This is a genomic window from Pseudomonas sp. AM14(2022), from assembly GCF_036346455.1.
Taxonomy (GTDB): domain Bacteria; phylum Pseudomonadota; class Gammaproteobacteria; order Pseudomonadales; family Pseudomonadaceae; genus Aquipseudomonas; species Aquipseudomonas putida_A.
In genome coordinates, this window is record NZ_JAOTNY010000001.1 from 648,754 (window position 1) to 675,142 (window position 26,389).

Consider the following 26,389-nt stretch of genomic DNA (forward strand, 5'->3'; position numbering starts at 1 on the left):
CTTCGAACAACAAAAACAACATTCGACGATGCACTTTGAGGACTACAACAATGATTATTTACGGTGTGGCGCTGTTGGCGATCTGTACGCTGGCAGGGGTGATCATGGGCGACATGCTCGGCGTGTTGCTGGGCGTCAAATCCAACGTCGGCGGGGTCGGCATCGCCATGATCCTGTTGATCTGCGCGCGGTTGTGGATGCAGAAACGCGGCGGCATGACCAAGGATTGCGAGATGGGCGTCGGCTTCTGGGGCGCAATGTACATTCCGGTGGTGGTGGCGATGGCCGCGCAACAGAACGTCGTCACCGCCCTGCACGGTGGCCCGGTGGCGGTGCTGGCGGCCATCGGTTCGGTGCTGGTCTGTGGCTGCACGATTGCCCTGATCAGCCGCACTCATAAGGGTGAGCCATTGCCTGACGAACCGGTGGAAGTCACCCCGGTCGGCACCCCGGTAGGAGGTCGCTGAGATGTGGGCACTCATTGAAAACGGTCTGGAACACAATGGCCTGATCACCGCGTTCGCTTTCGTCGGCGTGATCATGTGGGTCTCGGTGATTCTCTCGAAACGCCTGACCTTCGGGCGCATTCACGGCTCGGCGATTGCCATCGTCATCGGTCTGGTACTGGCCTGGGTCGGCGGCACCCTGACTGGTGGCCAGAAAGGCCTGGCGGATCTGACGCTGTTCTCCGGCATCGGTCTGATGGGTGGGGCGATGCTGCGGGATTTCGCGATCGTCGCCACGGCGTTCGAAGTGCAGGCGACCGAAGCGAAGAAGGCCGGGTTGATTGGCGTGATCGCGCTGCTGCTCGGTACGATCCTGCCGTTCATTGTCGGCGCGTGTATGGCTTGGGCCTTCGGCTATCGCGATGCGGTGAGCATGACCACCATCGGCGCGGGAGCGGTAACTTACATCGTCGGCCCGGTGACCGGCGCGGCGATTGGCGCGACCTCCGATGTGATGGCGCTGTCGATTGCCACCGGGTTGATCAAGGCGATTCTGGTGATGGTCGGCACCCCGGTCGCGGCGCGCTGGATGGGCCTGGATAACCCGCGTTCGGCGATGGTGTTTGGTGGTCTGGCCGGGACCGTGAGCGGGGTGACGGCGGGGCTGGCGGCGACGGATCGGCGGTTGGTGCCTTATGGGGCGTTGACGGCGACGTTCCACACCGGGCTCGGGTGCTTGCTGGGGCCATCGCTGTTGTTCTTCATTGTTCGCGGGATTGTGGGCTGATTCTCGGGTTCTGCGATGCCCGTGCTGACGTCATCGCGAGCAGGCTCACTCCTACATTGGAATGCGTTCCCCTGTAGGAGTGAGCCTGCTCGCGATTGCGGCGACGCGGTGTCAGGCCTGGCGATTGGCATACATCCGACACTCCGCCAGCAACGCCAGCAGATTCGGATCGCGCTCCTTGGCCTTGAGAAACACCACGCCAATGTGCTGCTGCAACCGATACTTCTCCTGCAACGGAATCAGCTTCACCCGGTTCTCGTACACCGCCGCAATCCGCCCCGGCAGCAATGCATAACCCACCCCCGAACTGACCATGCTCAGCAGGGTGAAGATGTCGTTGACCTGCATCGCCACCTTCGGCTCGAACCCAGCCTGCTTGAACACCCGGATGCCATCCTGATGGGTGGCGAAGCCCTGGGTCAGGGTGATGAAGGTTTCGTCGCGCACCTCCGCCAGATCGACTTCCTGACGCTGGGCGAATCTTGAATCTGCCGGCGTGGCGAGGAAAATGTCATCGGAGAACAGCGGGATCTGCTCGCAGTCCGGATCGCTGACTGTGTCGTCCAGCGACACCAGGATCGCGTCGACTTCCATGTTCTTCAGCTTGTAGAGCAAGTCGATGTTCGAGCCGAGGATCAGGTCGATATTGAGTTCGCTGCGGCGGATCTTCAGGCCCATGATCAGTTGCGGTACGGTTTTCACCGTCAGCGAATACAGCGAGCCGAGTTTGAAGCGTTCAGCGGAGAATCCGGCGGCCTCGCGGGTCAGGCGCACGCTTTCGACCACGTCCTGAATCAGCTTCTGCGCGCGTTCTTCGAGCACGTAGGCGCTTTCCAGTGGCGTCAGGTTGCGCCCTTCGTGCTTGAACAGCGGGCAGCGCAGGGCGCTTTCCAGCGAATGGATCGCCCGGTGCACGCTGACATTGCTGGTCTGCAACTCAGCCGCGGCGCGCGCCAGATTGCCGGTGCGCATGAAGGCGAGGAACACCTCGAGTTTTTTCAGGGTCAATTCTTCGTCGATCAGCATGGCGCGGACTCTTTTTAGAATGCGTCGATTGTGCCTTGAAGATCAAAAGATCGCAGCCTTCGGCAGCTCCTACCTGTGGAATGCGATCTTCCTGTAGGAGCTGCCGCAGGCTGCGATCTTTTGATCCTGGCTTTGAACAGAAACATTGCGCTTTTACGCTCAAGGCCCGAGCCTTGCGCGCTGCGGTAACGAATAACGAGGTGAGCGACACATGTATCACGGGGAAAAACTCAACGCCTGGACGCATCTGGTCGGGGCAGTGGCAGCGTTTATCGGCGGCGTGTGGATGCTGGTGATTGCCAGCCTCGACGGCAGTCCGTGGAAGATCGTCAGCGTGGCGATCTACGCCTTTACCTTGCTGGTGCTCTACAGCGCCTCGACCGTGTACCACAGCGTGCGCGGGCGCAAGAAAGCGATCATGAAGAAGGTCGATCACTTTTCGATCTACCTGCTGATCGCCGGCAGCTACACGCCGTTCTGCCTGGTGACGCTGCGCGGGCCGTGGGGCTGGACGTTGTTCGGGATTGTCTGGGGGCTGGCGCTGATCGGCATCCTGCAGGAGATCAAACCACGCTCCGAAGCGCGAATCCTGTCGATCGTGATCTATGCGGTGATGGGCTGGATCGTGCTGGTGGCGGTCAAACCGTTGATTGCGGCGTTGGGCACGGCAGGCTTTGCCTGGCTGGCGTCGGGCGGGGTGTTGTATACCGTGGGCATCATCTTTTTTGCCCTGGATCACCGGTTGCGCCATGCGCACGGGATCTGGCATTTGTTTGTGATCGCCGGGAGTCTGCTGCACTTTGTGGCGATTCTGTTTTATGTCCTCTGAACACACCGCCATCCCCTTGTAGGAGTGAGCCTGCTCGCGATGGCGTCCTGTCAGTCGACAGTGTTTGTGACTGATAGACCACTATCGCGAGCAGGCTCACTCCTACAGGGGTTACGTATTCTAAAAATCACCCCAAAGCTGCTGGGCCACCGCCAGTGCAACCACCGGCGCGGTCTCGGTGCGCAGCACCCGCGGCCCAAGGCGTGCGGCATGGAAGCCGTTGCCCTTGGCCTGCTCGACCTCGGCATCTGACAAACCACCCTCCGGCCCGATCAGAAACGCCAGCGTCGCCGGTCTGGCATGGCTGACCAACGGCTCGGCCACCGGGTGCAGCACCAGTTTCAGTTCGGCTTCGGTCTGCTTGATCCAGTCCGCCAACAACACCGGCGGATGAATCACCGGCACCCGCGAGCGGCCGCACTGCTCGCAAGCGCTGATCGCCACCTGACGCCAGTGCAGCAGGCGTTTGTCGGCGCGTTCGTCCTTCAGGCGCACTTCGCAGCGGTCGCTGAAGATCGGGGTGATTTCCGTCACGCCCAGCTCGGTGGCTTTCTGGATCGCCCAGTCCATCCGTTCGCCACGGGACAGGCCCTGGCCGAGGTGGATCTGCAGCGGCGATTCAATCTGCCCGGCTAACTGCTCGTCGATCTGCACGACGACGCGTTTCTTGCCGACCTCCACCAGCGAGCCGCGAAACTCATGGCCGGAACCGTCGAACAACTGCACCGCATCGCCCTCGGCCATGCGCAGCACGCGGCTGATGTAATGCGCCTGGTCTTCCGGCAGTTCGTGTTCGCCGGTGCTCAGGGGGGCGTCGATAAAGAAGCGGGACAGTCTCATTTCGGGTCTCTGGAAAGATGTGGATCAGTTGGATCGGTGTCGACTTCATTCGCGAGCAGGCTCGCTCCCACAGGGAAATGCATTCCAGGGTGGGAGCGAGCCTGCTCGCGAAAGCGGCAGTTCAGGCGCCACAAATTCTCAATCAGCCCGGATCACGGAAACCCGGGTGGAAATCCTTCGGCACCGCGACGCTGACGCTGTCCCGGGTGGCGATGTCGATGCCTTCGCTGGCGACTTCGGCGAGGAAGTCGATCTGCTCCGGGGTAATCACGTACGGCGGCAGGAAATACACCACACTGCCCAGCGGACGCAGCAGCGCGCCACGCTCCAGCGCATGCTGGAACACCTTCAGGCCTCGTCGCTCCTGCCAAGGGTAGGCCTCTTTGGTGGCTTTATCCTTGACCATTTCGATCGCCAGCACCATGCCGGTCTGCCGCACTTCCGAGACATTCGGGTGATCGACCAGATGCGCAGTGGCCGAGGCCATGCGCCGGGCCAGTGCCTGGTTGTTCTCGATGACGTTGTCCTGCTCGAAGATATCCAGCGTCGCCAGCGCCGCCGCACAGGCCAGCGGGTTGCCGGTGTAGCTGTGCGAGTGGAGGAAGGCTCGCAGGGTCGGGTAGTCGTCGTAGAACGCGCTGTAGACCTCGTCGGTGGTCAGGCACGCCGCCAGTGGCAGGTAGCCGCCGGTCAGGGCCTTGGACAGGCAGAGGAAGTCCGGGCGGATGCCGGCCTGCTCACAGGCAAACATGGTGCCGGTACGGCCAAAGCCGACAGCGATTTCGTCGTGGATCAGGTGCACGCCATATCGGTCGCAGGCCTCGCGCAGCAGCTTGAGGTACACCGGGTGATACATGCGCATGCCGCCGGCGCCCTGAATCAACGGCTCGACGATGACTGCCGCCACGCTGTCATGATGTTCTGCCAAGGTCTGTTCCATGGCGGCGAACAGGTTGCGTGAATGCTCTTCCCAGCTCATGCCTTCGGGGCGCAGATAGCAATCGGGGCTTGGCACCTTGATGGTGTCCATCAGCAGGGCTTTGTAGGTTTCGGTGAACAGCGGCACGTCGCCGACTGCCATCGCTGCCATGGTTTCGCCGTGGTAGCTGTTGGTCAGGGTGACGAAGCGTTTCTTGTTCGGCTGGCCGCGATTGAGCCAGTAGTGAAAGCTCATTTTCAGCGCGACTTCGATGCAGGACGAACCGTTATCGGCGTAGAACACCCGGTTCAGGCCTTCCGGGGTCATCTTCACCAGACGCTCGGACAGTTCGATCACCGGTTGATGGCTGAAACCGGCCAGAATCACGTGCTCCAGCTGATCGACCTGATCCTTGATGCGCTGGTTGATGCGCGGGTTGGCGTGGCCGAACACGTTGACCCACCAGGAGCTGACGGCGTCGAGGTAGCGCTTGCCTTCGAAGTCTTCGAGCCAGACGCCTTCGCCGCGCTTGATCGGGATCAGCGGCAGCTGTTCGTGGTCTTTCATCTGGGTGCAGGGATGCCACAGCACCGCGAGGTCGCGTTGCATCCACTGGTTATTCAGGCCCATTTACAGTCTCCTCGAGGCGGCTCGCGTCAGGCGCGGGCAAACAATCGCGCAAGCCTATGCAATGCATCGCGCCGGGACAACCCATTGCGTCGATTGAGCTACTTTGTATGGGCCGATAGACGTCGCTGGCGGCGTTTTGATGGCTGACGTATTCTTCGCGGTTCTTTGGGTCGTCTGACCCGCAAAACTGCTTTTTTCCTACGTGTATTTCCGGAGTTCGCTGAATGTCTGTCGGTTGGCTGCGCGCCTGTGCGCTGGTGATGTTGGGGCTGTTCAGCGTTACGGCGCTGGCCAAGGATAAAACCGCAATCGTGATCGGCGGCGGCCTGTCGGGCCTGACCGCGGCTTACGAGCTGCAGAACAAGGGCTGGCAGGTCACGCTGCTCGAAGCCAAGCCGAGCCTCGGCGGTCGCTCGGGCATGGCCACCAGCGAGTGGATCGGCAACGACAAGACCCAGCCGGTGCTGAACAAGTACGTCTCGACCTTCAAGCTGAGCACCACGCCAGCCCCTGAATTTGTGCGTACCCCGGGTTATCTGATCGACGGCGAATATTTCTCCGCTGCCGATCTGGCGACCAAGCAGCCGGCCACCGCCGATGCCCTGAAGCGCTACCAGAAAGTCCTCGACGATCTGGCGCGCTCGATCGACGACCCGCAGAACCCGGCCGCGACCAATACCCTGCATGCACTGGACCAGATCAACGTCTCGAGCTGGCTCGACAAGCAGAACCTGCCGGCCACCGCGCGTCAGTTGATCAACCAGGACATCCGCACCCACTACGACGAGCCTTCGCGTCTGTCGCTGCTGTATTTCGCTCAGCAGAACCGCGTGTATCGCGGCGTCTCCGACCGTGACCTGCGCGCCTCGCGCCTGGTCGGCGGCAGCCAGGTGCTGGCCCAGGCGTTCGTCAAACAGATCAAGACCATCAAGACCAACTCGCCGGTTTCCGCGATCACTCAGGACAAGGACGGCGTGACCGTCAAGGTCGGCAGTGTTGGCTATCAGGCTGACTACGTGGTGCTGGCCGTGCCGCTGCGTGCGCTGAACAAAATTGCGCTGACCCCGGCACTGGACGCTCAGCACCTGGCCGCGATCAAGGGCACCAACTACGGCTGGCGCGACCAGATCATGTTGAAGTTCAAGACGCCTGTGTGGGAAAGCAAGGCGCGCATGTCCGGTGAGATCTACAGCAACGCAGGTCTGGGCATGCTCTGGATCGAGCCGGCGCTGAAGGGCGGCGCCAACGTGGTGATCAACCTGTCCGGCGACAATGCCCGCGTGATGCAAGCGTTCGGCGACAAGCAGATGGTCGATCAGGTGCTGATCCGTCTGCACGCGTTTTATCCACAGGCCCGTGGCTCGTTCACCGGTTATGAAATCCGTCGCTACAGCACCGACCCGTCGATGGGCGGCGCCTACCTGGCTTACGGCCCGGGCCAGATCAGCAAGTTCTGGCGCATGTGGGAGCGCCCACTGCAACGCGTAGCGTTTGCCGGCGAACACACCGACACCCTGTATCCGGGCACTCTGGAAGGCGCGCTGCGCACCGGTCAGCGTGCGGCCAGTCAGGTGGAAGACCTGGCAGCCGGCAAATCGTTTGAACCGGTCAAAGTGGTTCCGGCCGCAGCAGCGGCAGGCGCGGCGGGTGCCGTGGCGGCGAAGAAGGGCAACTTCTTCAGCAACCTGTTTGGCGGTTCGGATGACGAGAAGAAGCCAGAACCTGTGAAGGCGCCTGAACCGGCTCCAGCGCCAGTGACTCCAGCGCCTGCACCGGCTCCTGCGCCTGCGCCAGCTCCAGTGGAAGCGCCGAAACCCGCCGCTCCGGTGAAAGCCGAGCCGGCGAAGAAAGCGCCAGCCAAGCCTGCGGCGAAGAAGCCAGCAGCGAAGACCGAGGCGAAGAAGCCTGCGGCCAAACCGGCGGCGAAAAAGGCTGAACCGGCGAAGAAGCCTGCGGCGAAACCTGCTGCTGCTCCGGCTCCAGCTGCAAGCACCGACAGCAAAGCGCAGTAAGGCTTTGCGGTGAATGAAAAAGCGCGGCTTGCAGGCCGCGCTTTTTTTTGGCCTGTAAGACTGCTATCGCGAGCAGGCTCACTCCTACAGGGGATCGCATTTCTCCAGTTGGAATACGGTCACTGTAGGAGTGAGCCTGCTCGCGATAGGGGCGGCTAAGACAACGCAATTCCATTGTCCGGCAACAACACCCCGCCACACTTTTCCCGTTTAATCTTTCCTTAACAAGCCACTTACAGACTCTTGATCGTATTTCTCGATATTTCAAAGCAAAATTTTCCGCTTTAATTCGATAGATAACTCGCTAGTCTTGGTTCGCAGTTCTCACAGGATTTGGGCAATGCAGCTACGTAACTCTGCTTCACGCTATGGTTGGGTCAGCATCTTCATGCACTGGGGCGTGGCGCTGGCGGTCTTCGGACTGTTCGCGCTGGGTCTGTGGATGGTGGGGCTGGATTACTACAGCAGCTGGCGCAAAGACGCGCCGGATCTGCACAAGAGCATCGGTCTGGTGTTGTTGGGTGTGATGGTGTTGCGGGTGTTGTGGCGCTTTATCAGCCCACCGCCACCGACGCTGCAAAGCTACAGCCGCATGACCCGCATCGGCGCCAAGTTCGGCCATGGGTTTCTGTACCTTGGGCTGTTCGCTGTGATGCTTGCCGGTTACCTGATTTCCACCGCAGACGGTGTCGGTATCCCGGTGTTTGGCCTGTTTGAAGTTCCTGCACTGGTTTCCGGGCTACCGGATCAGGCAGACACCGCTGGGGTGATTCATCTCTGGCTGGCATGGGCGCTGGTAATTTTTTCCGGTCTCCATGCGTTGGCAGCATTGAAGCACCACTTTATCGATCGTGATGCGACCCTCACTCGAATGCTCGGTCGCAAAGCCTGAAATTCAACCTCGACTCAAAGGAAAAGAAAGCATGTTGAAAAAGACTCTGGCCGCTCTGGCAATCGGTTCGGCCGTACTGTCCGCGAACGTGATGGCTGCTGATTACACCGTCGACAAGGAAGGCCAGCACGCTTTCGTCGACTTCAAGATCAGCCACCTGGGCTACAGCTACATCACCGGTACCTTCAAGGACATCGACGGCAAGTTCAGCTTCGACGCCGCCAAGCCTGAAGACAGCAAAATCGAATTCAACGTGAAAACCGCCAGCGTGTTCACCAACCACGCCGAGCGCGACAAGCACATCTCCAGCAAAGACTTCCTGGACGTGGGCAAATACGCTGACGCCAAGTTCGTCTCCACCAGCGTCAAATCCACCGGCAAGAACGCCGATGGCAAAGACACTGCCGACGTGACCGGCGACCTGACCCTGCACGGCGTGACCAAGCCGATCGTGGTCAAGGCTGTGTTCCTTGGCGAAGGCAAGGATCCATGGGGCGGCTACCGTGCCGGCTTTGAAGGCACCACCAGCATCAAGCGCTCTGATTTCGGCAAGATGATGGATCTGGGTCCACAGTCCGACAAGGTCGACCTGTACATCTCGTTCGAAGGTGTGAAAGCGAAGTAATTTTCGCCGTCATGCAAAACGCCCCCGGTCGTAAGGCCGGGGGCGTTTTTATTGCGGCACACTACAGATCCATTGTGGGAGCGGGCTTGCTCGCGAATGCAGTGTGTCATTCAACATAAGTTTCGACTGATCCGACGCATTCGCGAGCAAGCCCGCTCCCACAGGGGGGAGTGTGCGATTCAGGATATTTGTGACGGCATAAAAAAATGCCCCGGCTCTTTCGAACCGGGGCATTTTTCATTGCCGCGATAACTCAGCGATTGCGGGTCAGCAAAGCTGGTTTTTCGCCGCGCGGACGGGTCGGCAGTTGATCGAGCTGCTCAGGCGTCGGGAAGCGGTCTGCCTTGGACTCCTTGTGCATGATCTTCGGCCCGGTGCTGCGCGGGTTCTGCACGGCCGGTTCGGCGCGTTGCTGATCGTCGCGAGCCGGACGACGGTTGCGCGACGACTCGTCACGACGGCCCTGGCCATCACGCGGAGCACCGTTGCGCGGGCCGTTGCGTTTGCCCGGTGGGGTGCCGGTGCTCGAACCGTTGCTGTTGCGCGGACCGTTCTGGCGACCCTGCGACTGACCGCCACGAGGGGCGCCTGCGCCTGCACCTTGTGCCGGTGCACCCGGACGGCGACCACGGCCACCGGCTGGAGCAGCTTTCGGCACGTAGTCAACGCGGTTGCCGAAGTTATCGATATCGTCGTCGAGGAACTCGTCCGGTGCACGATCAGCCGCAGCGCGTGGTGGCTGGCTCGGACGCTGTTCGCGGGCCGGGGTGCCTTCACGTGGTTTCTGCTGACGGGCAGGGCGCTCGCCGCGTTCGCCGGCGGGTTTTTCCTTGCCCTTGTCTTTGCCTTTGTCTTTACGACCGCCGCCACCGCCGCCGCCATTCGGACCGTCGCCGCGCGGGCCACGGGAGTTGCGCGGGTTGCGCATGTCCGGGCGCTCGCGCACTTCAGGCTTCTCGGCCTCGATGGTGCTGGCATCGAAGCCCATCAGGTCGCCGTCGGCGATTTTCTGCTTGGTCATGCGTTCGATGCTTTTCAGCAGTTTTTCTTCGTCCGGGGCCACCAGCGAGATCGCTTCGCCCGAACGACCGGCACGGCCAGTACGGCCGATACGGTGCACGTAGTCTTCATCGACGTTTGGCAGCTCGAAGTTGACCACGTGTGGCAACTGGTCGATGTCCAGACCGCGCGCGGCGATGTCGGTCGCGACCAGGATGCGCACTTCACCGGCCTTGAAGTCGGCCAGGGCTTTGGTGCGGGCGTTTTGGCTCTTGTTACCGTGGATCGCCACAGCCGGCAGGCCGTGCTTGTCCAGGTATTCGGCCAGACGGTTGGCGCCGTGCTTGGTACGCGTGAACACCAGTACCTGTTCCCAGGCACCGGCGGTGATCAGGTGCGCCAGCAGGGCACGCTTGTGGCTGGCCGGCAGACGGAACACGCGTTGCTCGATGCGCTCGACCGTGGTGTTCGGCGGCGTGACTTCGATGCGTTCCGGGTTGTGCAGCAGCTTGCCGGCAAGATCGGTGATGTCTTTGGAGAACGTCGCCGAGAACAGCAGGTTCTGTCGCTTGGCCGGCAGGCGTGCGAGGACTTTCTTCACGTCGTGAACGAAGCCCATGTCGAGCATGCGGTCGGCTTCGTCGAGGACGAGGATTTCGACGTGGGACAGATCGACGCTGCCCTGGCCGGCGAGGTCGAGCAGACGACCCGGGCACGCGACGAGCACGTCAACGCCACGGGACATGGCCTGGACTTGCGGGTTCATGCCGACGCCACCGAAGATGCAGGCGCTGACGAATTTCAGGTCACGGGCGTAGATCTTGAAGCTCTCGTGAACCTGGGCCGCGAGTTCGCGGGTCGGGGTCAGGACCAGAACGCGCGGTTGGCGCGGGCCATGACGCTGGGATTTGTCCGGGTGACCGTTGGGGAACAACCGCTCCAGGATCGGAAGGGCGAAACCGCCGGTTTTACCGGTACCTGTCTGTGCCGCAACCATCAGGTCGCGACCTTGCAACACGGCGGGAATGGCCCGCTGTTGCACCGGAGTAGGCTCGGTATAGCCCGCATCTTCGATGGCACGGACTAAAGCCTCGGAGAGACCGAGGGAAGCAAAGGACATGAGTAATCCTGTTTTAGTTAGGGCTTGGCCCAATGGGAGTCTTGCCTGGCGCGAATCGCGTTTAAGAGGACGCGATCCCGTCCGGTCCTGCTGCGGTTCCGAAGGCACGTCAGGAGCGCTCGCGCGGGCTGAAAGCTGCGCTGTAGCGGGTCGAGAGGCCTGTTACGGTTCCGGGCGTCCGGGCGTGAGCCTGGCGGGAACGCCGGAGTATAACAGAGCAATCACTGTGCGCTGCTTTCCTGCTGCTCAACGGTTTTGCGGCTGGCCGAAGCATTGCCCAGCGGCACGGCATCGACCGGTGCTGCGCCGTAACGTGCGCTGAGCTCGGCGTAGGCCGGTTCGCGCTTGAAACGCTTGAGCTCGGCGCCAAAACGCGCCACCAGCAGATCCATGCCGGCATTGCGTCGAACCGCCAGATATTGGCTCTGACGGCTGATGACCGTGGGATTTTCGGTGATTTGATCGCGAATATTCAGTTGATCGAGCAAATGCTGGCCCACGCGGCGATCGGTGATCAGCAAGTCGATGCGTCCGCGCAGCAGTTTGCCGAAATTGGCCTCGTGGGTCGGTGCCGGCTCGCGGGTGAACAGTGTCGACTGACTGAAATCCGGGCTGTACAGATAGCCCGGCGAAGTGCCGATGGTCAGGCCTTTGAGGTCTTCGAGCTGGCGGAACGGATGGGGACGGTCGTTGGCGTAGAACATCACGAACTCGACGTCCGACAGCGGTTCGATGGGGTAGAGCAGGGTGGCATCGCGCTCGTCGCTGTGAAAGATGTCCAGTGCGCCGTCGGCCTGGCCGGTCTCGAGCATCGACAGGCAGCGCTTCCACGGCAGGAACTGCCACTCGACTTCGATTCCCAGACGCTTGAACACGATGGCGGTGGTTTCGTAATCCAGCCCGAGGTTCTTGCCATCCTCTTCGTAGACGTAAGGCGCCCACGGCTCGGTGACAATACGCAGCTTCTCGCCCCGAGCGGCAAAGCTCAGGCAAGCAAAAACCAGCACGGTGAGTAACTGCGCGAAAAAAGGCATGGCTTGAGATTACGACGAGAAACGCGAAAGAGCCAGAAAGTGCCGGCACAAGCTCTAATTCGGGGATTCAAAAGCAAAAAATCGCAGCAACGACACCCCTGTAGAAGCTGCCGAAGGCTGCGATCTTTTGATCTTGCTTTTAGTGCTTAGCGCGGCAACTTCAGGTTATTCCAGATCGCCAGACTAGGTTCAGCCTGGTTCATGGAATAGAAATGCAGCCCCGGTGCGCCGCCCTGCAGCAGGCGTTCGCACATTTCGCTGACAACTTGCTCGCCGAAGCGCTGAATGCTCTGGCTGTCATCGCCGTAGGCTTCCAGTTGCTTGCGGATCCAGCGCGGGATTTCCGCACCGCAGGCATCGGAGAACCGCGCCAGCTTGCTGTAGTTGGTGATCGGCATGATCCCCGGCACGACTGGAATATCCACGCCCAGCGCCTGCAAGCGGTCGACGAAGTAGAAGTAGCTGTCGGCGTTGAAGAAGTACTGGGTGATCGCGCTGTCGGCGCCGGCGCGGGCCTTGCGCACGAAGTTGGCGAGATCGTCTTCGTAATTGCGCGCTTGCGGATGCATCTCCGGGTAAGCGGCAACTTCGATGTGGAAATGATCACCGGTTTCTTCACGAATGAATTCAACCAGTTCGTTGGCGTGACGCAGCTCGCCGCTGGTCATGCCCATGCCGGACGGCAGGTCACCGCGCAGCGCAACGATGCGCTTGATGCCGGCCGCCTTGTACTCGTTCAGCAGGCCGCGCAGGTCGTCCTTGCTGTCGCCGACGCACGACAGGTGCGGGGCGGCCGGTACTTTGACTTCGCTTTCCAGTTGCAGAACGGTGTTGAGGGTGCGATCACGGGTCGAACCACCAGCGCCATAGGTGCAGGAGAAGAAGTCGGGGTTGTACGTTGCCAACTGACGGGCAACGTTGAGCAGTTTTTCATGCCCAGCATCGGTCTTGGTCGGGAAGAACTCGAAGCTGTAGCGACGGTCTTGGGACATGGGAAATACCCTTGGAAACACGAAGCCTGTGAGGCTTGCACCGCCCATGTGGGAGCGGGCTTGCTCGCGAAAGCGGCGGGTCAGGCAACATCAATGCTGAATGACAGACCGCTTTCGCGAGCAAGCCCGCTCCCACAGGGAGAGCAGGCCGCCGCGTCAATCAGTAGCGGTAAGCGTGCGGCTTGAACGGGCCTTCGACGGTCACGCCGATGTAGTCAGCCTGTTGCTTGGTCAGTTGCGTGACCACGCCGCCGAAGCCGCGCACCATTTCCAGGGCAACTTCTTCGTCGAGTTTCTTCGGCAGTACTTCAACGGTCAGACGCTCGGCTTTCTCGGCTGGCGACAGGTCGGCGTACTTCTGGCCGAACAGGAAGATCTGCGCCAGTACCTGGTTGGCGAACGAACCGTCCATGATGCGGCTCGGGTGACCAGTGGCGTTGCCCAGGTTCACCAGACGGCCTTCGGCCAGCAGGATCAGGTAGTCGTCGTTCTGTGCGTCGAAAGCGCCCGGGCCGGTACGGTGGATCTTGTGTACCTGTGGCTTCACTTCTTCCCATGCCCAGTTCTTGCGCATGAAAGCGGTGTCGATTTCGTTGTCGAAGTGACCGATGTTGCAGACAACAGCGCGCTTCTTCAGGGCTTTGAGCATGTTCGCGTCGCAAACGTTGACGTTACCGGTGGTGGTCACGATCAGGTCGATCTTGCCCAGCAGCGCTTTGTCGATGCTCGCTTCGGTGCCGTTGTTGATGCCGTCGATGAACGGCGAAACCAGTTCGAAACCGTCCATGCAGGCCTGCATGGCGCAGATCGGGTCAACTTCGGAAACCTTGACGATCATGCCTTCCTGACGCAGGGACTGGGCCGAACCCTTACCCACGTCACCGTAACCGATGACCAGCGCTTGCTTGCCGGACAGCAGGTGGTCGGTACCACGTTTGATCGCATCGTTCAGGCTGTGACGGCAGCCGTACTTGTTGTCGTTCTTGGACTTGGTCACCGAGTCGTTGACGTTGATCGCAGGGATCTTCAGCTCGCCCTTTGCCAGCATGTCCAGCAGGCGGTGAACGCCGGTGGTGGTTTCTTCGGTCACGCCGTGAACGCGGTCCAGTACTTGTGGGTACTTGTCGTGCAGCAGCTGAGTCAGGTCGCCGCCGTCGTCGAGGATCATGTTGGCGTCCCATGGCTGGCCATCCTTCAGGATGGTCTGCTCCAGGCACCACTCGTACTCTTCTTCAGTCTCGCCTTTCCAGGCGAAAACCGGGATGCCGGCGGCAGCGATGGACGCAGCGGCCTGATCCTGAGTCGAGAAAATGTTGCAGGACGACCAGCGTACTTCGGCACCCAGGGCAACCAGGGTTTCGATCAGCACGGCAGTCTGAATGGTCATGTGGATGCAGCCGAGGATTTTCGCGCCCTTGAGCGGCTGCTCGGAGGCGTACTTGCGGCGCAGACCCATCAGGGCCGGCATTTCCGACTCGGCGATGATGGTTTCGCGACGGCCCCAGGCAGCCAGGGACATGTCGGCAACTTTGTAATCGTTAAAATCTGCAGGCGTGATAACAGCGCTCATGAAGAGCCTCCATTCGTAATGTATGCGAATGGGCGCCGTTGTGCGTTTAGTGTCCGGCCGTGGCCAGTCAACGCCCCATCCGAGCCTGACAGGTTGATCCTGCTGCAGCGCCCCTCGGACAGGTGGCGGGAAAACGGTAGCAAGTGAAGGTTACCGTTTTGAAACGGGGGCGATTATAGCCGTCTAGACTGATCTTCCAAAGGGTTTCTGTCGGCCAGATGAAGATCGCTAATAGCGACCATAGTAGAAGGCTCATGGAGCCTGACCGCCCGGTCTGCCAAGATGGCGCCATCTTTCGGCAAACGCTCAGGAGTGAACATGAATTTCCACACCCGCAAATGGGTAAAACCCGAAGACCTGAACCCCAACGGCACCCTGTTCGGCGGCAGCCTGCTGCGCTGGATCGACGAAGAAGCGGCGATTTACGCGATCGTCCAGTTGGGCAATCAGCGCGTGGTGACCAAGTACATTTCCGAAATCAACTTCGTCAGCGCCTCGCGCCAGGGCGACATCATCGAACTGGGCATCACCGCCACCGAGTTCGGCCGCACCTCGATCACCCTGACCTGCGAAGTGCGCAACAAGATCACCCGCAAGAGCATCCTCACGGTCGAGAAGATGGTCTTCGTCAACCTCGGCGAAGACGGCCTGCCGGCGCCGCACGGTCGCACCGAGATCAAGTACGTCAAAGACCAGTTCAAGGAAGATGAACTGGTCAGCAAGTAACATCGGCGGCGCGCCCTTCGCGAGCAAGCCCGCTCCCACATGGATTGCGTTGTACCTGTGGGAGCGGGCTTGCTCGCGAAGGCGGTTGTTCAGTCAGCGAAGAATCATCTGGCCACTGAACAGCCATGAACCGCCGGGGTCGTAGGTAAACACCACCCCCACGGTTCCCACGCCATGACCACCCCGACAGACGGCAAGACCCCAAACCTCTCGACCGACGAACAACACGAAGTCGAGAAAAACCAGCCGCCCCGCGCGGCGGTTCTGCATGAAATCATCCGCACTCAGGGCGATCAGGAACTGGAGCGCAGCATCGCTGCATTGTGGTGGTCGGCGCTCGCCGCCGGGCTGACCATGGGCCTGTCGCTGATGGGCATGGGCCTGCTCAATTCGCGCCTGCCCGAGGGCGACGAATTCAAGGTCATCGCCAGTTTCGGCTACTGCGCCGGTTTCCTCGCGGTGATTCTCGCCCGCCAGCAACTGTTCACCGAAAACACCCTGACCGCCGTTCTGCCGGTGATGACCAAACCGACCCTGAAAAACTTCGGCCGGCTGATCCGCCTGTGGGGCGTGGTTCTGTTCGGCAACTTGTGCGGAACGATTCTGGTGGCGTACGTGATGCTCGAGCTGCCGATCTTCGACACCAAGACTGATCACGCCTTCCTTGAAATCGGCCGCAAGGTCATGGAAAACCACGCCAGTCAGATGTTCGCCAAGGGCATCGTCTCAGGCTGGATGATCGCCACCATGGTCTGGATGATCCCGTCCATGGAGAGCGCGAAGATGTGGATCATCATCCTCATCACCTACCTGATGGCGCTGGGCGACTTCACCCACATCGTGGTCGGTTCGGCGGAAGTGTCGTATCTGGTGTTTGCCGGCGAGCTGCCGTGGAGTGATTTCTGGATGGTGTTTGCCGGGCCCACGCTGGCGGGGAATATCATCGGCGGCAGTTTCATCTTCGCCCTGATCAGCCATGCGCAGATCCGCAGCGAAAGCGGGGCGCCCAAGACGGATAAACCGAACTCCGGCAAACCCCGCGAAGATCAATCCGACAGCAAGCCCCGATAGTTTCAGGCCTTGAACGGCGGGCTGACCGGTTCTGTCGTCGGTTCGCTTTCAGGTGCCTTGAGCTGTCCCTCCCAGCGCGCTATGACCAGCGGTGCCAGTGCGTTGCCCAACACGTTGAGCGCGGTGACCGGCATGTCCATCAAGCGGTAGACGCCGGCGATGATTGCCACGCCTTCCACTGGCAAACCGGCGGTGGTCAGGGTCGCTGTGAGTATGATGAACATGAAACCCGGCACTCCCGCCGCGCCCTTTGACGTTAACACCATGATCAGCACCAGCATGGCCTGATCCGCCAGACCCAGATCAATCCCGTACGCCTGGGCGATAAACAGCGTGCCCAGTCCCGCGAACAGCGAGGCGCCATCAAGGTTGAACGAGTACCCCAGTGGAATGACCATGCTGGTGATCGGGCGCGGAGCGCCATACTTCTCCATTTTCTCGATCAGTTGTGGCATCACCGTGGCCGACGCAGCACTGCTGTAAGCCAGTATCAATTCACTGCGTATTTCCCGAATCAGGTGGAAAAAGCGAATGCCGGCCATCCGCGCCACCAACCCCAGCACGCCCAACGCGAAGAGCAACACCGCGACGTAAGTGATGCCGATCAGCTTCGCCAGCGGCAGTAATGCACTAAGGCCGAAGCTGGCCACGGTGACCCCGATCAGGCCGAAGATGCCGATGGGTGAATAGTGCATGACCAGGTGCGTGACCTTGAACATGGTGTCCGATACCGCCTGAATCACGGCGATCAATGGCGCCTTCTGCGGCTCGGGCAGCATCGACAGGGCACAGCCGAACAGGATCGCGAAAAACAGCACGGAGAGCAGCTTGCCCTGAGACATTGCCAGGACGATGTTGTCCGGCACGATGTTCACCAGGGTTCGGCCCAGGTTCTGTGTGTCCCCCGTATTCGCCAGACCAATGGCCGGTGATTGCAGGGTGCTGCTGAAGTCCGCGCCGGCGCCGGGCTGAAAAACATCGCCGACGATCAGTCCGAAGACGATGGCAATGCTGGTGATGGTAAAGAAATAAACCAGCGTCTTTATCCCGACCCGGCCCAATGCCCTGGTGCTGCCTGCCCCGGCGATGCCGACGACCATGCACGCAAAGACCAACGGTACGACGATCATTTTCATCAGCCTGATGAACAGGTCACCGGCCGGTTGCAGCAGATTGTCGATGAACCAGATCTTGTGTTCGGGAAACTGGTTGAGAAGGATGCCGACGATTATTCCGGCTGCCAGCCCGAGCATGATGCGGGTGACCAGACTGGTGGGTTTCCTGGTAGTCATGATGTGCCCCTTTTGTTGTTGTGTTTGTTGGGGTGAAGCTCAGTGTGCGAAGAGACCGTCGAAGTCCTTGAAACCCTTGACCTCGATCGGATTGCCGCTGGGATCGAGAAAGAACATCGTGCGCTGCTCGCCGGGTTCGCCGGCGAAGCGGATCACCGGAGGGATTTCAAACGTTGTGCCGAGGCGGCTCAAACGATCGGCCAGCTCCAGCCACTCCTCCAGCGGCAGGACGACGCCAATGTGCGGCATCAATACTTTGTGATCGCCAACCTGGCCGGTACGGGTCGTGGTGAAGGGCGTGCCCACATGAAGCGAGAGCTGATTGCCGAAAAAATCGAAGTCGACCCATGTCTCGGTACTGCGGCCTTCGGTGCAGCCCAACACATCTCGATAAAAAGTCCGCGCCTGTTCCAGGTCGCAAACATGGTATGCAGCGTGAAAAGGTCTGTTCATATGATGTCCCCAAGTGAAGGAGCGCTCAGGGTAAACAGACCGTGCGGCGGGGCATAACGACTTCGCCTTGTTCTGAGCGAAAGGAAAACTTATGGATGTACGGTTTCTGAAAAGTCTGGTGGCGGTGGTTGAGGCCGGTTCGATTGCGGCAGCGGCACGGCGCGAGAGTCGCACTGCGGCGGCTATCAGTCAGCGCGTCCAGGCGCTCGAGAGATTGCTGGGTTGCACGTTACTGCTGCGTACCGCGCACGCTGCCCGGCCCTCGGACCAGTGCCTGCTGATTCTGCCGAAGATCAGGGCGATCATCGAATTGGCCCAGGATCTACAGAGCGATCTGCATCCCGATGGGGTGGCCGGTGAACTGACAATCGGTGCAATTTCCACAGCGCTGACCGGCGTGTTACCCACCTTGATCGAACGATTGGCGCTTACAGCACCTGATTTGAAGCTGAAGATCACCCCGGGTGACTCGAAAAGTCTTTACGAGAAGGTGCTTGCAGGGGAGTTGGACGCGGCGATTCTGGTCAGGCCTCCATTCCAGCCGCCCAAGGCATTGGCCTTGGTCGTGCTCAAGGTAGAGCCGCTGATTCTGGTGGCTCCAGCCGCGTACGCCGGGCAGTCGCTGGAAACGCTGTTGCGCGTTCATCCGTTCATTCGTTATGACGCACGCTCGTGGGGTGGGCAGATTGCTCAGCGCTACCTCGATGAACACGCCATCGAGCCCAACGTGCTGTGCGAACTGGATGCGCTGGAAACGATCGTCATGCTGGTCGCGCAGGGGATGGGCGTATCGCTGGTGCCGCAGTGGGCCGGGATGATGCTGGAAGGGATGTACGTTTTACCGGTCGAGGACGGGCAGCGTCATGCACGCGAGTTGGTGGTGATGCATGGCTCGACGCCGCACCGCCCATTGGCGATGCGACATCTGCTTGATTTGCTGTGCGGTGCGTCGTGAGGGGGGGGCACGACGGCGCTGCGGTGATACATCAGTGTGCGGGTTCAGCCACGGTCGTCGGCTCGTCACGGGTGGCGTGCTTGACCAGTTTGCCGATAGTCAGGCCCTGCAACAGGATCGACGACAGCACCACGATGTAGGTGATGCTCAGCAGCAAATCGCGCTCTGGGCCCAGCGGCAGGGCCAGCGCCAGTGCCACCGAGACCCCGCCGCGCAAACCACCCCAGGTCAGAATGCGGATGGTGCCGCGCGGCACCGTGCGCCAACGGCGTAATAGAACGATGGCCGGGGCTACGGTGAGCAGACGCGACAGCAGAATCGCCAGCGCCAGCAAACTGGCCGCCGCCACGTGCGCCCAGTTGAACGGTAGTAGCAACAGCTCCATGCCGATCAGTGCGAACAGCAGGGCGTTGAGCATGTCATCGAGCAATTCCCAAATTTTGCCATTCGCATTTTTTTGTCAGTTATTCGGAGTGCCTGTAGAATAGACATTACAGCCAGCTCGCCACGGATTTTGAAAGTGACAATCGTCAAAAAAGGATCGCCCATTGAAACCTATCCCTTCCGAGCTCTGGCGCCTGATGTGGTGGAGTTGTTTCAGCGTTGCGCTGAGCGTAGGAAGGTGCCGTCGACGACGACATTGAAGCTTCTCGAATGCTTTTGTGACATCACCAACCAGCCCTTGTCTTTCTTGAAGCTTTCGTCGTCAGAGCTGACCCACATCGTTGCGGGTTTTCAAGGAGCGCTGTTCGAACAGGATTTGGTCGGCACGTCTGACGTGACGCGCGCGAAGATTTCCGTTTATCTGCAAGACATTCTGCTCGAAGCACGTAATTACGTCCCTTCCATGCCGCCGACAGAATGTGGAAGTGGACTAAGAAAAAAATATAATACGAAGTGGAAAAAAATACTCCTTGGGGTTGACCAGTGTAAAGTCAATTATTGGACTGGATGGCCTGTAGAAAACCGTAAAGGCACCAAGTTGTATTGTCACTTTGCCAATATTCATAACAGTCATGGTCATGACTTTACATCCGGCTTGTATGAGCAGCTACGACTCCATATTTCAGGGTATGGAACTACACAGATAACTATGCCGAATAAGATGGCTGGTTTTCTGAGTCAGAATAGTGATTCCTGGCCTGAATACACGTTTAACGATTCGACAATGATTTACAATTTCTTCTGGGATTTTAGGGAAAGTTTTTTCATGAGTGGCGAGGCCCTGGGGCTGGATATCGACGCACAAATGAAGACTTGGAATAAGTATATTGGGTTTGTCGAGAAGATTTTCATTCTTCCAGGCGTATGGGCCGAGCCATTGGGAGGGAAACTGCCGTTAGCACCTGCTAAGCGAATCGATGGTCAGTCGACTAATGTCAGAAAAAATGATGATGGTGCAGAGGTAAAAGTTAAGCTCGTAATGGAGGTGCCATTACATGTTACTGAGTCTGAAGCTATTGAGATATTATTCATTTCCATATCTAAGCGGCTGAAGATTATTGAAGGATGGGCCAAAGCTCAGATAGCAGATCTATATAGTAGGGTTCTTCGTCGTAAACAGCTCGCTGCGCATGGGGAGTTGGTAGATACGACTAAACGGAAGAAGGGGCACCTACTAATAATCCCCAATATTTGCTGTATTTTCGAAACCTACGGCTACGGAGAGCCTTACAGCCACTACGCTTCCTTGTCAGTGGATACAAAAGATTCTCAGACTCCTGCTTCTGATTTAGCCAGCTATATGGGGATGCCTCTGACGGGGAGTCTAATGCCATTTAAGCTCCTAATTATTCTAAGGCATCCGATAATTACGTCGGAGTTTTTGGGTGATTTCGATCTTTGGAATAAGCAGGGGCAGAGATCTGGATACGTACTGGACGGGTCGGTATATAAGCTGGTGGGGTACAAGGATCGTAAGGGGGCAGGAAGGTCTGAACAAAAAATCACGCTAACCTCAGAAACTAAAGCTTTGGTCGACCAAATTATTGAGATCACTGCGCCCCTACGTGAGTATCTGAAATCACAGGGTGATCCCTCATGGAGGAAGCTATTCATTACATGCGGCAACGCATTTTCACCGCCTGTCAAAAGCACCATAACGCCGTGGTCGAGGTCGACACTTAAACCTGGTACGTATTTGAGAAATAATCTTTTAGCTCAGTTCCGCCCTCATACGGACATGCCTGAAGATGATCTCGTTAAGTTTTTGGAGATGGTGAGTGCGTCTTCCGTACGCGCATCCAGAGTAACCGAGATATTCATTAAGACGCATAGCGCTGAAACTACATCTCAGGCTTTAGGCCATGATAGCTACGATCCTAACCTCATGGATCACTATCTGCCCAAGGTGATTATCGATTTCCTGCATGAAAGGCGTATGCGAGTATTTAACAAGGTCTTAATTTGTCATAGTCTTAAAGATAGCCCGTTTTTATTTCGGGCAAGCAATTTTTCAAGCGTGGATGAATTGGACACTTTCCTAGTAAATCATGCTTTTGGAGATATTCCTGCGTATCTTCAAGATCCAGAGGGTCGTCATGAAAAGCTTGAGAACGACGGGACTGTATATGCGTTAGTGTCTGCCGATATTTTGAGCGTGCTGCTCTCGATAAAATTGGCTGTTGAACAAGCGCCACCCAATCAGAAGGTTAATGCTAAGGCAGTCTACTGGGCGAGTTACGCAGGCTTTCTTGAGGGAGAGATCAGTAAGCATCGAGATGTCAGTTATCGGAGCGATCTACACAAGGCGTCACTAACAGCAAGCGCAGCGTCAATGGAGAGGTTTGTTTATGAATGCTCCATCTAAACTTGGGTTCCTCAACGAGCCTCGCATGGCACCGGCAGAAGCGTTCCGTAAGGCTTCTTGGCTAACCACTGATTTTAATGCCTCCATCTGGAGCGTAAATTTCAACGGTGATCCTATCCTGCTCAACTGGAAGGTAGCCCTAGACAATAATTCATACCTTACCGATGACGAAAACTTAGATCTGTTGAACGGTCTTAAATACTCCCTTATTGGCGCCACGCGAAATAGCCTGGTTGAAATGGCCAACTCCCAAAGTGTTGAGACATTAAGGAGGAAATTTCACGCAGCGGTAGGTGTCATTGACTGTCTGCTAATTCACGCGACCGAGCTTAAACTTTTAAGTGCAGGGTTGGCAGGTTTGTCTGAAGGCGATATGAAATGGATACTGAACAAGCTGTCTTCAGAATCCTCCGTGGCCGAAGCGCTGTATGATTGGTCAGGGAAATTGTGTGAGTATGCTCAAGTCCTGTTGAATGAGATCCCAGGCGCGACGATATCTTCCATATTGGAAGTGAATCCGTCGATGTTAGAGATAAGTTCTACTCAGCTCGAGTCTAACGAGCTTGATGTTTCCGTTGAAAATATTCCACGTATCCGGGCCGCTTTATATTATAAAGGCCACTACGACGGACATAGAGGTGCTGGCTATACGGTAAACTCCGTACGTATCTCAAACGAGATTTACAAAAATACGATCCGTGGCAGCATGGCCAAACCGAGGCATGAAATCCTCAGTTTCTATCCGCTTGGAGAATCCTATAAACGTGAGATGGAGGGGGTTAGGGTTACTTCTAGTTCGAGGAGTCTTATGGCTGAGTCCCAGTACAGGCTGTTTTACAATTTCTTATACGGAATGGGGCTGCTTAAAAAGCTTGGTATGCCAGGGCCTAGTGAGCGAGTCTTGGATGGAATCAAAGGTTACACGCCAGAGTTAGCCAAGCCTGGTCGCTTTGTGACAGTGCCTTCCGGCACTATTTTTAAGTTATTCAAAGGAGCTGTCGAGTTTCATTACGAGCTTGGCCCTCTCGTAGTTGAGGGGTTTTGCAGGTTGGCTCGATACTGTGACGAGCATGACAAGTCGCTTACAAGCCTAACAGACGAACAGGTTGTTTCAATTATTGGCAGTGATTTGGAGCGTCACGGCGTAACGAAGCTGGGGCTTGGTTGCAGAAATACAAGTGATGTCGATGGTAGTGGTCTTGAAAATCGCAAGGGAGCGAAAGAGGACTATTTTGGGCGACTAAGATCCAATGTAGGCCTGCTTGAACTTGTCTATGTTTATATTGGTGTTATTCAATTTGTTGTGGGTTTGCTTATGGCGCGGCGAATCGATGAGCTTTTGCAGATCCCATCAGCACAAGCATTCGACTCCACGAGTACCTGGCTGATGTTTAGGAGAGAAAAGAGCACAACAAATACGTATGGTCTCCGTAAGTATGATGCTAGGCCTATAGATCCCCTTGCGGTACAGATGCTTGCGCAATTAGTGCGGCTTCAAGAGGAGCTGATTGATGCGGGCTTCTCGGCTGAAGCTCCTACTATTTTCTCTGTTCCTTCTCTCCATGGAAGAAAGGTACTATATTCTGCCACGAAAACAAGCATGAATACCTGTTTCGACTTCCTTTGTGACTACTTCGAGAGTGAAGTTAATGAGGTAGGTCTACGGTATTATGTCAGGCAACACCAGTTGCGCCGCGTGGCGGCTTTGTTATTTTTTCACGCGTATGGCAAAGGACGCATAGATACACTGCGTTGGATTCTCGGGCATAACGATATTGAGCATGCATGGAGGTACATTACAGATGCCACAGATGGCGCATCCCTCCGTGGGGCGGAAGCTCAAATCATTGCTGAGAACTTCTTCACTGGTGATGTGCATAACTATAAATCGTTACGTGCGTTGATGAAGGAGCAGTTCGGAACGGATGATGTGCGTCTTGTAGATCAAGAATCCTTTTCGGAGCATCTAGAGCATTTGATGAGTAAAGGCATTGTCAAATTTGAGCCTGTATTTGTTCTTGGTGCTTATGGCAAGGAAATGCAGGTTCTTGTTCACGTAAAGGGGGCGTAATCATGGGTAAGCCTAGGTCGGAAATTCAAGTTCACAATCAGTCAATCAAGGCGCGACAGGTTCTGCTAGAGGACGTACTTGCCGATGTTAAAAAATACGTCTCAAATGAGGTTGTTACTTCCGCTCTAAAAAATCAGGGAGCTTTGGCTTCGCTTTCTTACAAGTTCGATTTGGCTGGCCAGCATTACGCTATCGACCCCACAAGTCTGAACACCCTCAAAAAAAAATCCGATGAATTACTTGGTCATCACGGTTTCGCAGGGCTAGAGCGTCTTAGAGGCGTGGCTAAGGATGCAATTGCCGCGTATGCCGAAAGGGGCAACAAGCCCACCAAGAAGACCAAACATGGGCTGGAGCAAATTAATAGCGAGTTAGAATGTACGGTGGTCGCACTGCGCCGTGCTAATTTCAGATTGCTTCAAGGGCTTTCCACTGCTATCTCCGGAATCAAAGAAACCAGGGATGGTTCTAGTGAGGCTATTAGAAATAAAAGCGCTAGCGAAGCCGTAAATGCACTGTTGGCAATAGTCTCGCTTAATGAGTCTCCTTTTGACGTGATTCCATCTCACGAGAATATCCAGTCTTTAAAGGTAGTACGGAGTGAGTAATTTCCCTGAGCGTAAGCTTTATTCAGTGGTTCCTGAGCTTGAGTTGTTTGACCACAACGCACTGGGGAAGCTCGTGACTAGGGATGCGAGCAATCTGACATTCATCAATTGGCCAAACGGGGCACCCTGTTTTGCCGCGAATCTCTACATGCTTTCCCTTACGGTTCGCCCCAATAGGATGAAGCGTAAAGGGTTAGCGCGTACAGGTAGAAAAGGTGGGACGATAGGTGAGTACGCTCAAAAAATCAGTCAGTTGGTTAGATTCTGTTATGCTTCAAACATTGACTTTATAGATCTATCAGATAACGACTTTACACGGTTTATTCATCATCTAGGTACGGAGGTAGATCCCAAAAATCTTCGTGAGAAGAAGAAGGCCACACTCACCGTTGTAGACGTTGGGACTGTATGTATAGACTTTCTAAAGTATATTGGAGGGCTTTATGAGCAACCTAATTTCGTCGCGATTGGAGGACGAATAAAGATTACTGAAAGCGTTACAGTGAAAAAAGATAAGCGTGGTCGTGATTATGCTGTGCATAGTGTTTGGCACCACGCATTTCCACCTGGTGGTAGGAGGCACGAGCGGAATGCGATTCCTGCTGTTCATGTCGACCAGCTCAGGAGCGCTGTCGATGAAATGGGGGGCTCACGGTTCATCAAGATTCGGCGGCATGCATTCATCTCAACATTGGAAAACTCTGGGGCTAGGCTTTCAGAGGTGGCGAGTCTTAAGGTCGTAGATGTCCTGACCGCGTATGAGATGAAGCACCCTATGCTTAGGTTTATCACGCTGAAGGGCGACGACAGCGAGGAAAGAGAGATACCCGTAAATAAGATGTTCCTCAATGAGCTGATCTCATACATTGAGTTTCACAGAGACAAAGTTGTAAGAAATAAATTCTCTAGTATTAATGATCATGGTTTCGTATTTGTATCATCAGCAACCGGAACTCCGCTTTCAGAAACATCCCTTGGTAACGAGATCGGTTCAGTGCGCAGGTTTGCTGGCATCGAGGAGCAAGCATGCGCACACATGTTTCGCCACTCGTTTATCACGAACTTAGTAATGGAGTTTGTACAGCGGGATAGATATAGGCGCGCAGGAGACTTTGAAGTCAGGTTGCTTTCTGATGAAAGCTATCTTGAGGAAGTTAAGATGTATACCGGCCAGAAATCAATTGCGACTATCATGGGCTATGTACATGCAGCATTCAAGGAGATTGAGGGGTATAGCACTACAGTTAGCAATGTTTTCCTAATTCGAGCCATGGAGCAGTTCGATAAATACTCTCGTAAACTCAGGGCCCAGCTCGGCTCTACCCTTACAATTCAAGAGTATAACGTAGAAATGGAGAAGCTTGAGGCTTTAAGGGATGATGATTTTGCTCGTGAGCTTGCAAGAGAGAAAACGGTCAAAGGAATCGCTCCAATTCTGCCTGGACGCGAATGATTCCACGAATTCTGGGACGGGTCTATCATTCACGCAGTAGTGTTGAGATACCATGGTTCATAACCAATGGATTTAAGCCTTGGGCTTTAGGTCAGGAGAACGTTTTGTTGCTGCTTACACGCTTCTGGAACCTTATCAGCCCCGACCTTCGCCCTGAGTGGGAGAAAGCGCGTGAACGCGAGTTCATCCTGGCGGCGAACTCCTTGAAGACCCTCAGGGTGACACCGGGG

22 protein-coding genes, 1 pseudogene and 1 riboswitch are annotated in these 26,389 nt (G+C 57.0%); of the genes and pseudogenes, 13 read left to right on the top strand and 10 right to left on the bottom strand.

Translation table 11 applies throughout. The annotated features are described in order from the left end of the window. The first annotated feature begins 50 nt into the window (after nucleotides 1-50). Both madL and madM read left to right on the top strand, forming a co-directional pair. Nucleotides 51-467 (top strand): malonate transporter subunit MadL, encoded by a 417-nt coding sequence (madL, locus tag V3W27_RS03045; protein WP_027610595.1) that lies wholly within the window; start codon nucleotides 51-53, stop codon nucleotides 465-467. Between the two features lies 1 nt (nucleotide 468). Continuing rightward, nucleotides 469-1,233: a malonate transporter subunit MadM gene (gene madM / locus V3W27_RS03050; protein WP_103485191.1), complete on the top strand. Its 765-nt coding sequence runs from the start codon at nucleotides 469-471 to the stop codon at nucleotides 1,231-1,233. 111 nt (nucleotides 1,234-1,344) lie between these two features. On the opposite strand, the gene V3W27_RS03055 is transcribed toward madM, so the two are convergent. Continuing rightward, entirely contained in the window at nucleotides 1,345-2,259 is a 915-nt protein-coding gene (locus V3W27_RS03055) for a LysR family transcriptional regulator (protein WP_047596561.1), read from the bottom strand. 211 nt (nucleotides 2,260-2,470) lie between these two features. On the opposite strand from V3W27_RS03055, the gene trhA reads away from it, so the two are divergent. After that, a complete protein-coding gene (trhA, locus tag V3W27_RS03060) occupies nucleotides 2,471-3,088 on the top strand; it encodes a PAQR family membrane homeostasis protein TrhA (protein WP_007964065.1) in 618 nt (205 codons plus the stop codon). Between the two features lie 120 nt (nucleotides 3,089-3,208). On the opposite strand, the gene V3W27_RS03065 is transcribed toward trhA, so the two are convergent. Together V3W27_RS03065 and V3W27_RS03070 are read right to left on the bottom strand one after the other, a co-directional pair. After that, the gene (locus tag V3W27_RS03065) at nucleotides 3,209-3,928 is read right to left on the bottom strand and encodes a 16S rRNA (uracil(1498)-N(3))-methyltransferase (RefSeq protein ID WP_330205883.1); all 720 of its coding nucleotides are present in this window, start codon (nucleotides 3,926-3,928) and stop codon (nucleotides 3,209-3,211) included. Between the two features lie 142 nt (nucleotides 3,929-4,070). Then, nucleotides 4,071-5,477, bottom strand: a complete 1,407-nt coding sequence (locus V3W27_RS03070) for an adenosylmethionine--8-amino-7-oxononanoate transaminase (RefSeq protein WP_024164438.1) — start codon at nucleotides 5,475-5,477, stop codon at nucleotides 4,071-4,073. A 224-nt stretch (nucleotides 5,478-5,701) separates the two neighbouring features. Between V3W27_RS03070 and V3W27_RS03075 the strand changes: the two genes are divergently transcribed. The 3 genes from V3W27_RS03075 (at nucleotide 5,702) to V3W27_RS03085 (ending at nucleotide 9,006) form a co-directional block, all read left to right on the top strand. After that, on the top strand, nucleotides 5,702-7,489 hold the full coding sequence (locus V3W27_RS03075; RefSeq protein WP_330205884.1) for a flavin monoamine oxidase family protein: 1,788 nt from the start codon (nucleotides 5,702-5,704) through the stop codon (nucleotides 7,487-7,489). A 340-nt stretch (nucleotides 7,490-7,829) separates the two neighbouring features. Then, complete coding sequence (locus V3W27_RS03080) at nucleotides 7,830-8,381, top strand: cytochrome b (RefSeq protein ID WP_096795741.1); 552 nt, start codon at nucleotides 7,830-7,832, stop codon at nucleotides 8,379-8,381. A 31-nt stretch (nucleotides 8,382-8,412) separates the two neighbouring features. Then, nucleotides 8,413-9,006 (top strand): YceI family protein, encoded by a 594-nt coding sequence (locus V3W27_RS03085; protein WP_096795740.1) that lies wholly within the window; start codon nucleotides 8,413-8,415, stop codon nucleotides 9,004-9,006. A gap of 253 nt (nucleotides 9,007-9,259) precedes the next feature. Here the strand turns inward: V3W27_RS03085 and V3W27_RS03090 are convergent, their stop codons facing one another. From V3W27_RS03090 to ahcY, 4 genes are all read right to left on the bottom strand, one after another. Continuing rightward, nucleotides 9,260-11,125 carry a DEAD/DEAH box helicase gene (locus tag V3W27_RS03090; protein ID WP_108591838.1) on the bottom strand — a complete coding sequence of 622 codons (1,866 nt, stop codon included), beginning with the start codon at nucleotides 11,123-11,125 and terminating at the stop codon, nucleotides 9,260-9,262. A gap of 221 nt (nucleotides 11,126-11,346) precedes the next feature. After that, nucleotides 11,347-12,159, bottom strand: a complete 813-nt coding sequence (locus V3W27_RS03095) for a substrate-binding periplasmic protein (protein ID WP_123588961.1) — start codon at nucleotides 12,157-12,159, stop codon at nucleotides 11,347-11,349. A gap of 146 nt (nucleotides 12,160-12,305) precedes the next feature. Continuing rightward, nucleotides 12,306-13,151 carry a methylenetetrahydrofolate reductase [NAD(P)H] gene (gene metF, locus V3W27_RS03100; protein WP_003229047.1) on the bottom strand — a complete coding sequence of 282 codons (846 nt, stop codon included), beginning with the start codon at nucleotides 13,149-13,151 and terminating at the stop codon, nucleotides 12,306-12,308. Nucleotides 13,152-13,311: 160 nt separating this feature from the next. Further along, on the bottom strand, nucleotides 13,312-14,721 hold the full coding sequence (gene ahcY, locus V3W27_RS03105; RefSeq protein WP_027610609.1) for an adenosylhomocysteinase: 1,410 nt from the start codon (nucleotides 14,719-14,721) through the stop codon (nucleotides 13,312-13,314). 23 nt (nucleotides 14,722-14,744) lie between these two features. Further along, nucleotides 14,745-14,843: riboswitch (S-adenosyl-L-homocysteine riboswitch) on the bottom strand. 196 nt (nucleotides 14,844-15,039) lie between these two features. Here ahcY and V3W27_RS03110 point away from each other — a divergent pair. Both V3W27_RS03110 and V3W27_RS03115 read left to right on the top strand, forming a co-directional pair. After that, nucleotides 15,040-15,447 (top strand): acyl-CoA thioesterase, encoded by a 408-nt coding sequence (locus tag V3W27_RS03110; RefSeq protein WP_027610610.1) that lies wholly within the window; start codon nucleotides 15,040-15,042, stop codon nucleotides 15,445-15,447. 174 nt (nucleotides 15,448-15,621) lie between these two features. Further along, nucleotides 15,622-16,518: a formate/nitrite transporter family protein gene (locus V3W27_RS03115; RefSeq protein WP_330205885.1), complete on the top strand. Its 897-nt coding sequence runs from the start codon at nucleotides 15,622-15,624 to the stop codon at nucleotides 16,516-16,518. Between the two features lie 2 nt (nucleotides 16,519-16,520). Here V3W27_RS03115 and V3W27_RS03120 read toward each other — a convergent pair whose 3' ends face one another. After that, nucleotides 16,521-17,810 (bottom strand): cation:dicarboxylate symporter family transporter, encoded by a 1,290-nt coding sequence (locus tag V3W27_RS03120; RefSeq protein WP_330205886.1) that lies wholly within the window; start codon nucleotides 17,808-17,810, stop codon nucleotides 16,521-16,523. A gap of 39 nt (nucleotides 17,811-17,849) precedes the next feature. Beyond that, complete coding sequence (locus V3W27_RS03125; RefSeq protein WP_027610613.1) at nucleotides 17,850-18,263, bottom strand: VOC family protein; 414 nt, start codon at nucleotides 18,261-18,263, stop codon at nucleotides 17,850-17,852. A 91-nt stretch (nucleotides 18,264-18,354) separates the two neighbouring features. On the opposite strand from V3W27_RS03125, the gene V3W27_RS03130 reads away from it, so the two are divergent. Then, on the top strand, nucleotides 18,355-19,218 hold the full coding sequence (locus V3W27_RS03130) for a LysR family transcriptional regulator (RefSeq protein WP_330205887.1): 864 nt from the start codon (nucleotides 18,355-18,357) through the stop codon (nucleotides 19,216-19,218). 31 nt (nucleotides 19,219-19,249) lie between these two features. Here V3W27_RS03130 and V3W27_RS03135 read toward each other — a convergent pair. Beyond that, nucleotides 19,250-19,654, bottom strand: a pseudogene (locus tag V3W27_RS03135) (cation:proton antiporter domain-containing protein); the annotation flags it as partial. An 84-nt stretch (nucleotides 19,655-19,738) separates the two neighbouring features. On the opposite strand from V3W27_RS03135, the gene V3W27_RS03140 reads away from it, so the two are divergent. The 4 genes from V3W27_RS03140 to V3W27_RS03155 are packed head-to-tail and all read left to right on the top strand — an operon-like array spanning nucleotide 19,739 to nucleotide 26,159. Beyond that, entirely contained in the window at nucleotides 19,739-22,027 is a 2,289-nt protein-coding gene (locus V3W27_RS03140) for a hypothetical protein (protein WP_330205888.1), read from the top strand. Nucleotides 22,028-22,052: 25 nt separating this feature from the next. Further along, a complete protein-coding gene (locus V3W27_RS03145; protein WP_330205889.1) occupies nucleotides 22,053-24,098 on the top strand; it encodes an integrase in 2,046 nt (681 codons plus the stop codon). A 2-nt stretch (nucleotides 24,099-24,100) separates the two neighbouring features. After that, complete coding sequence (locus V3W27_RS03150; protein ID WP_330205890.1) at nucleotides 24,101-24,706, top strand: hypothetical protein; 606 nt, start codon at nucleotides 24,101-24,103, stop codon at nucleotides 24,704-24,706. Next, nucleotides 24,699-26,159, top strand: coding sequence for a tyrosine-type recombinase/integrase (locus tag V3W27_RS03155; RefSeq protein WP_330205891.1), 1,461 nt, complete (start codon nucleotides 24,699-24,701; stop codon nucleotides 26,157-26,159). Before V3W27_RS03150 ends, V3W27_RS03155 begins: the two co-directional genes overlap by 8 nt. Nucleotides 26,160-26,389: the final 230 nt, after the last annotated feature.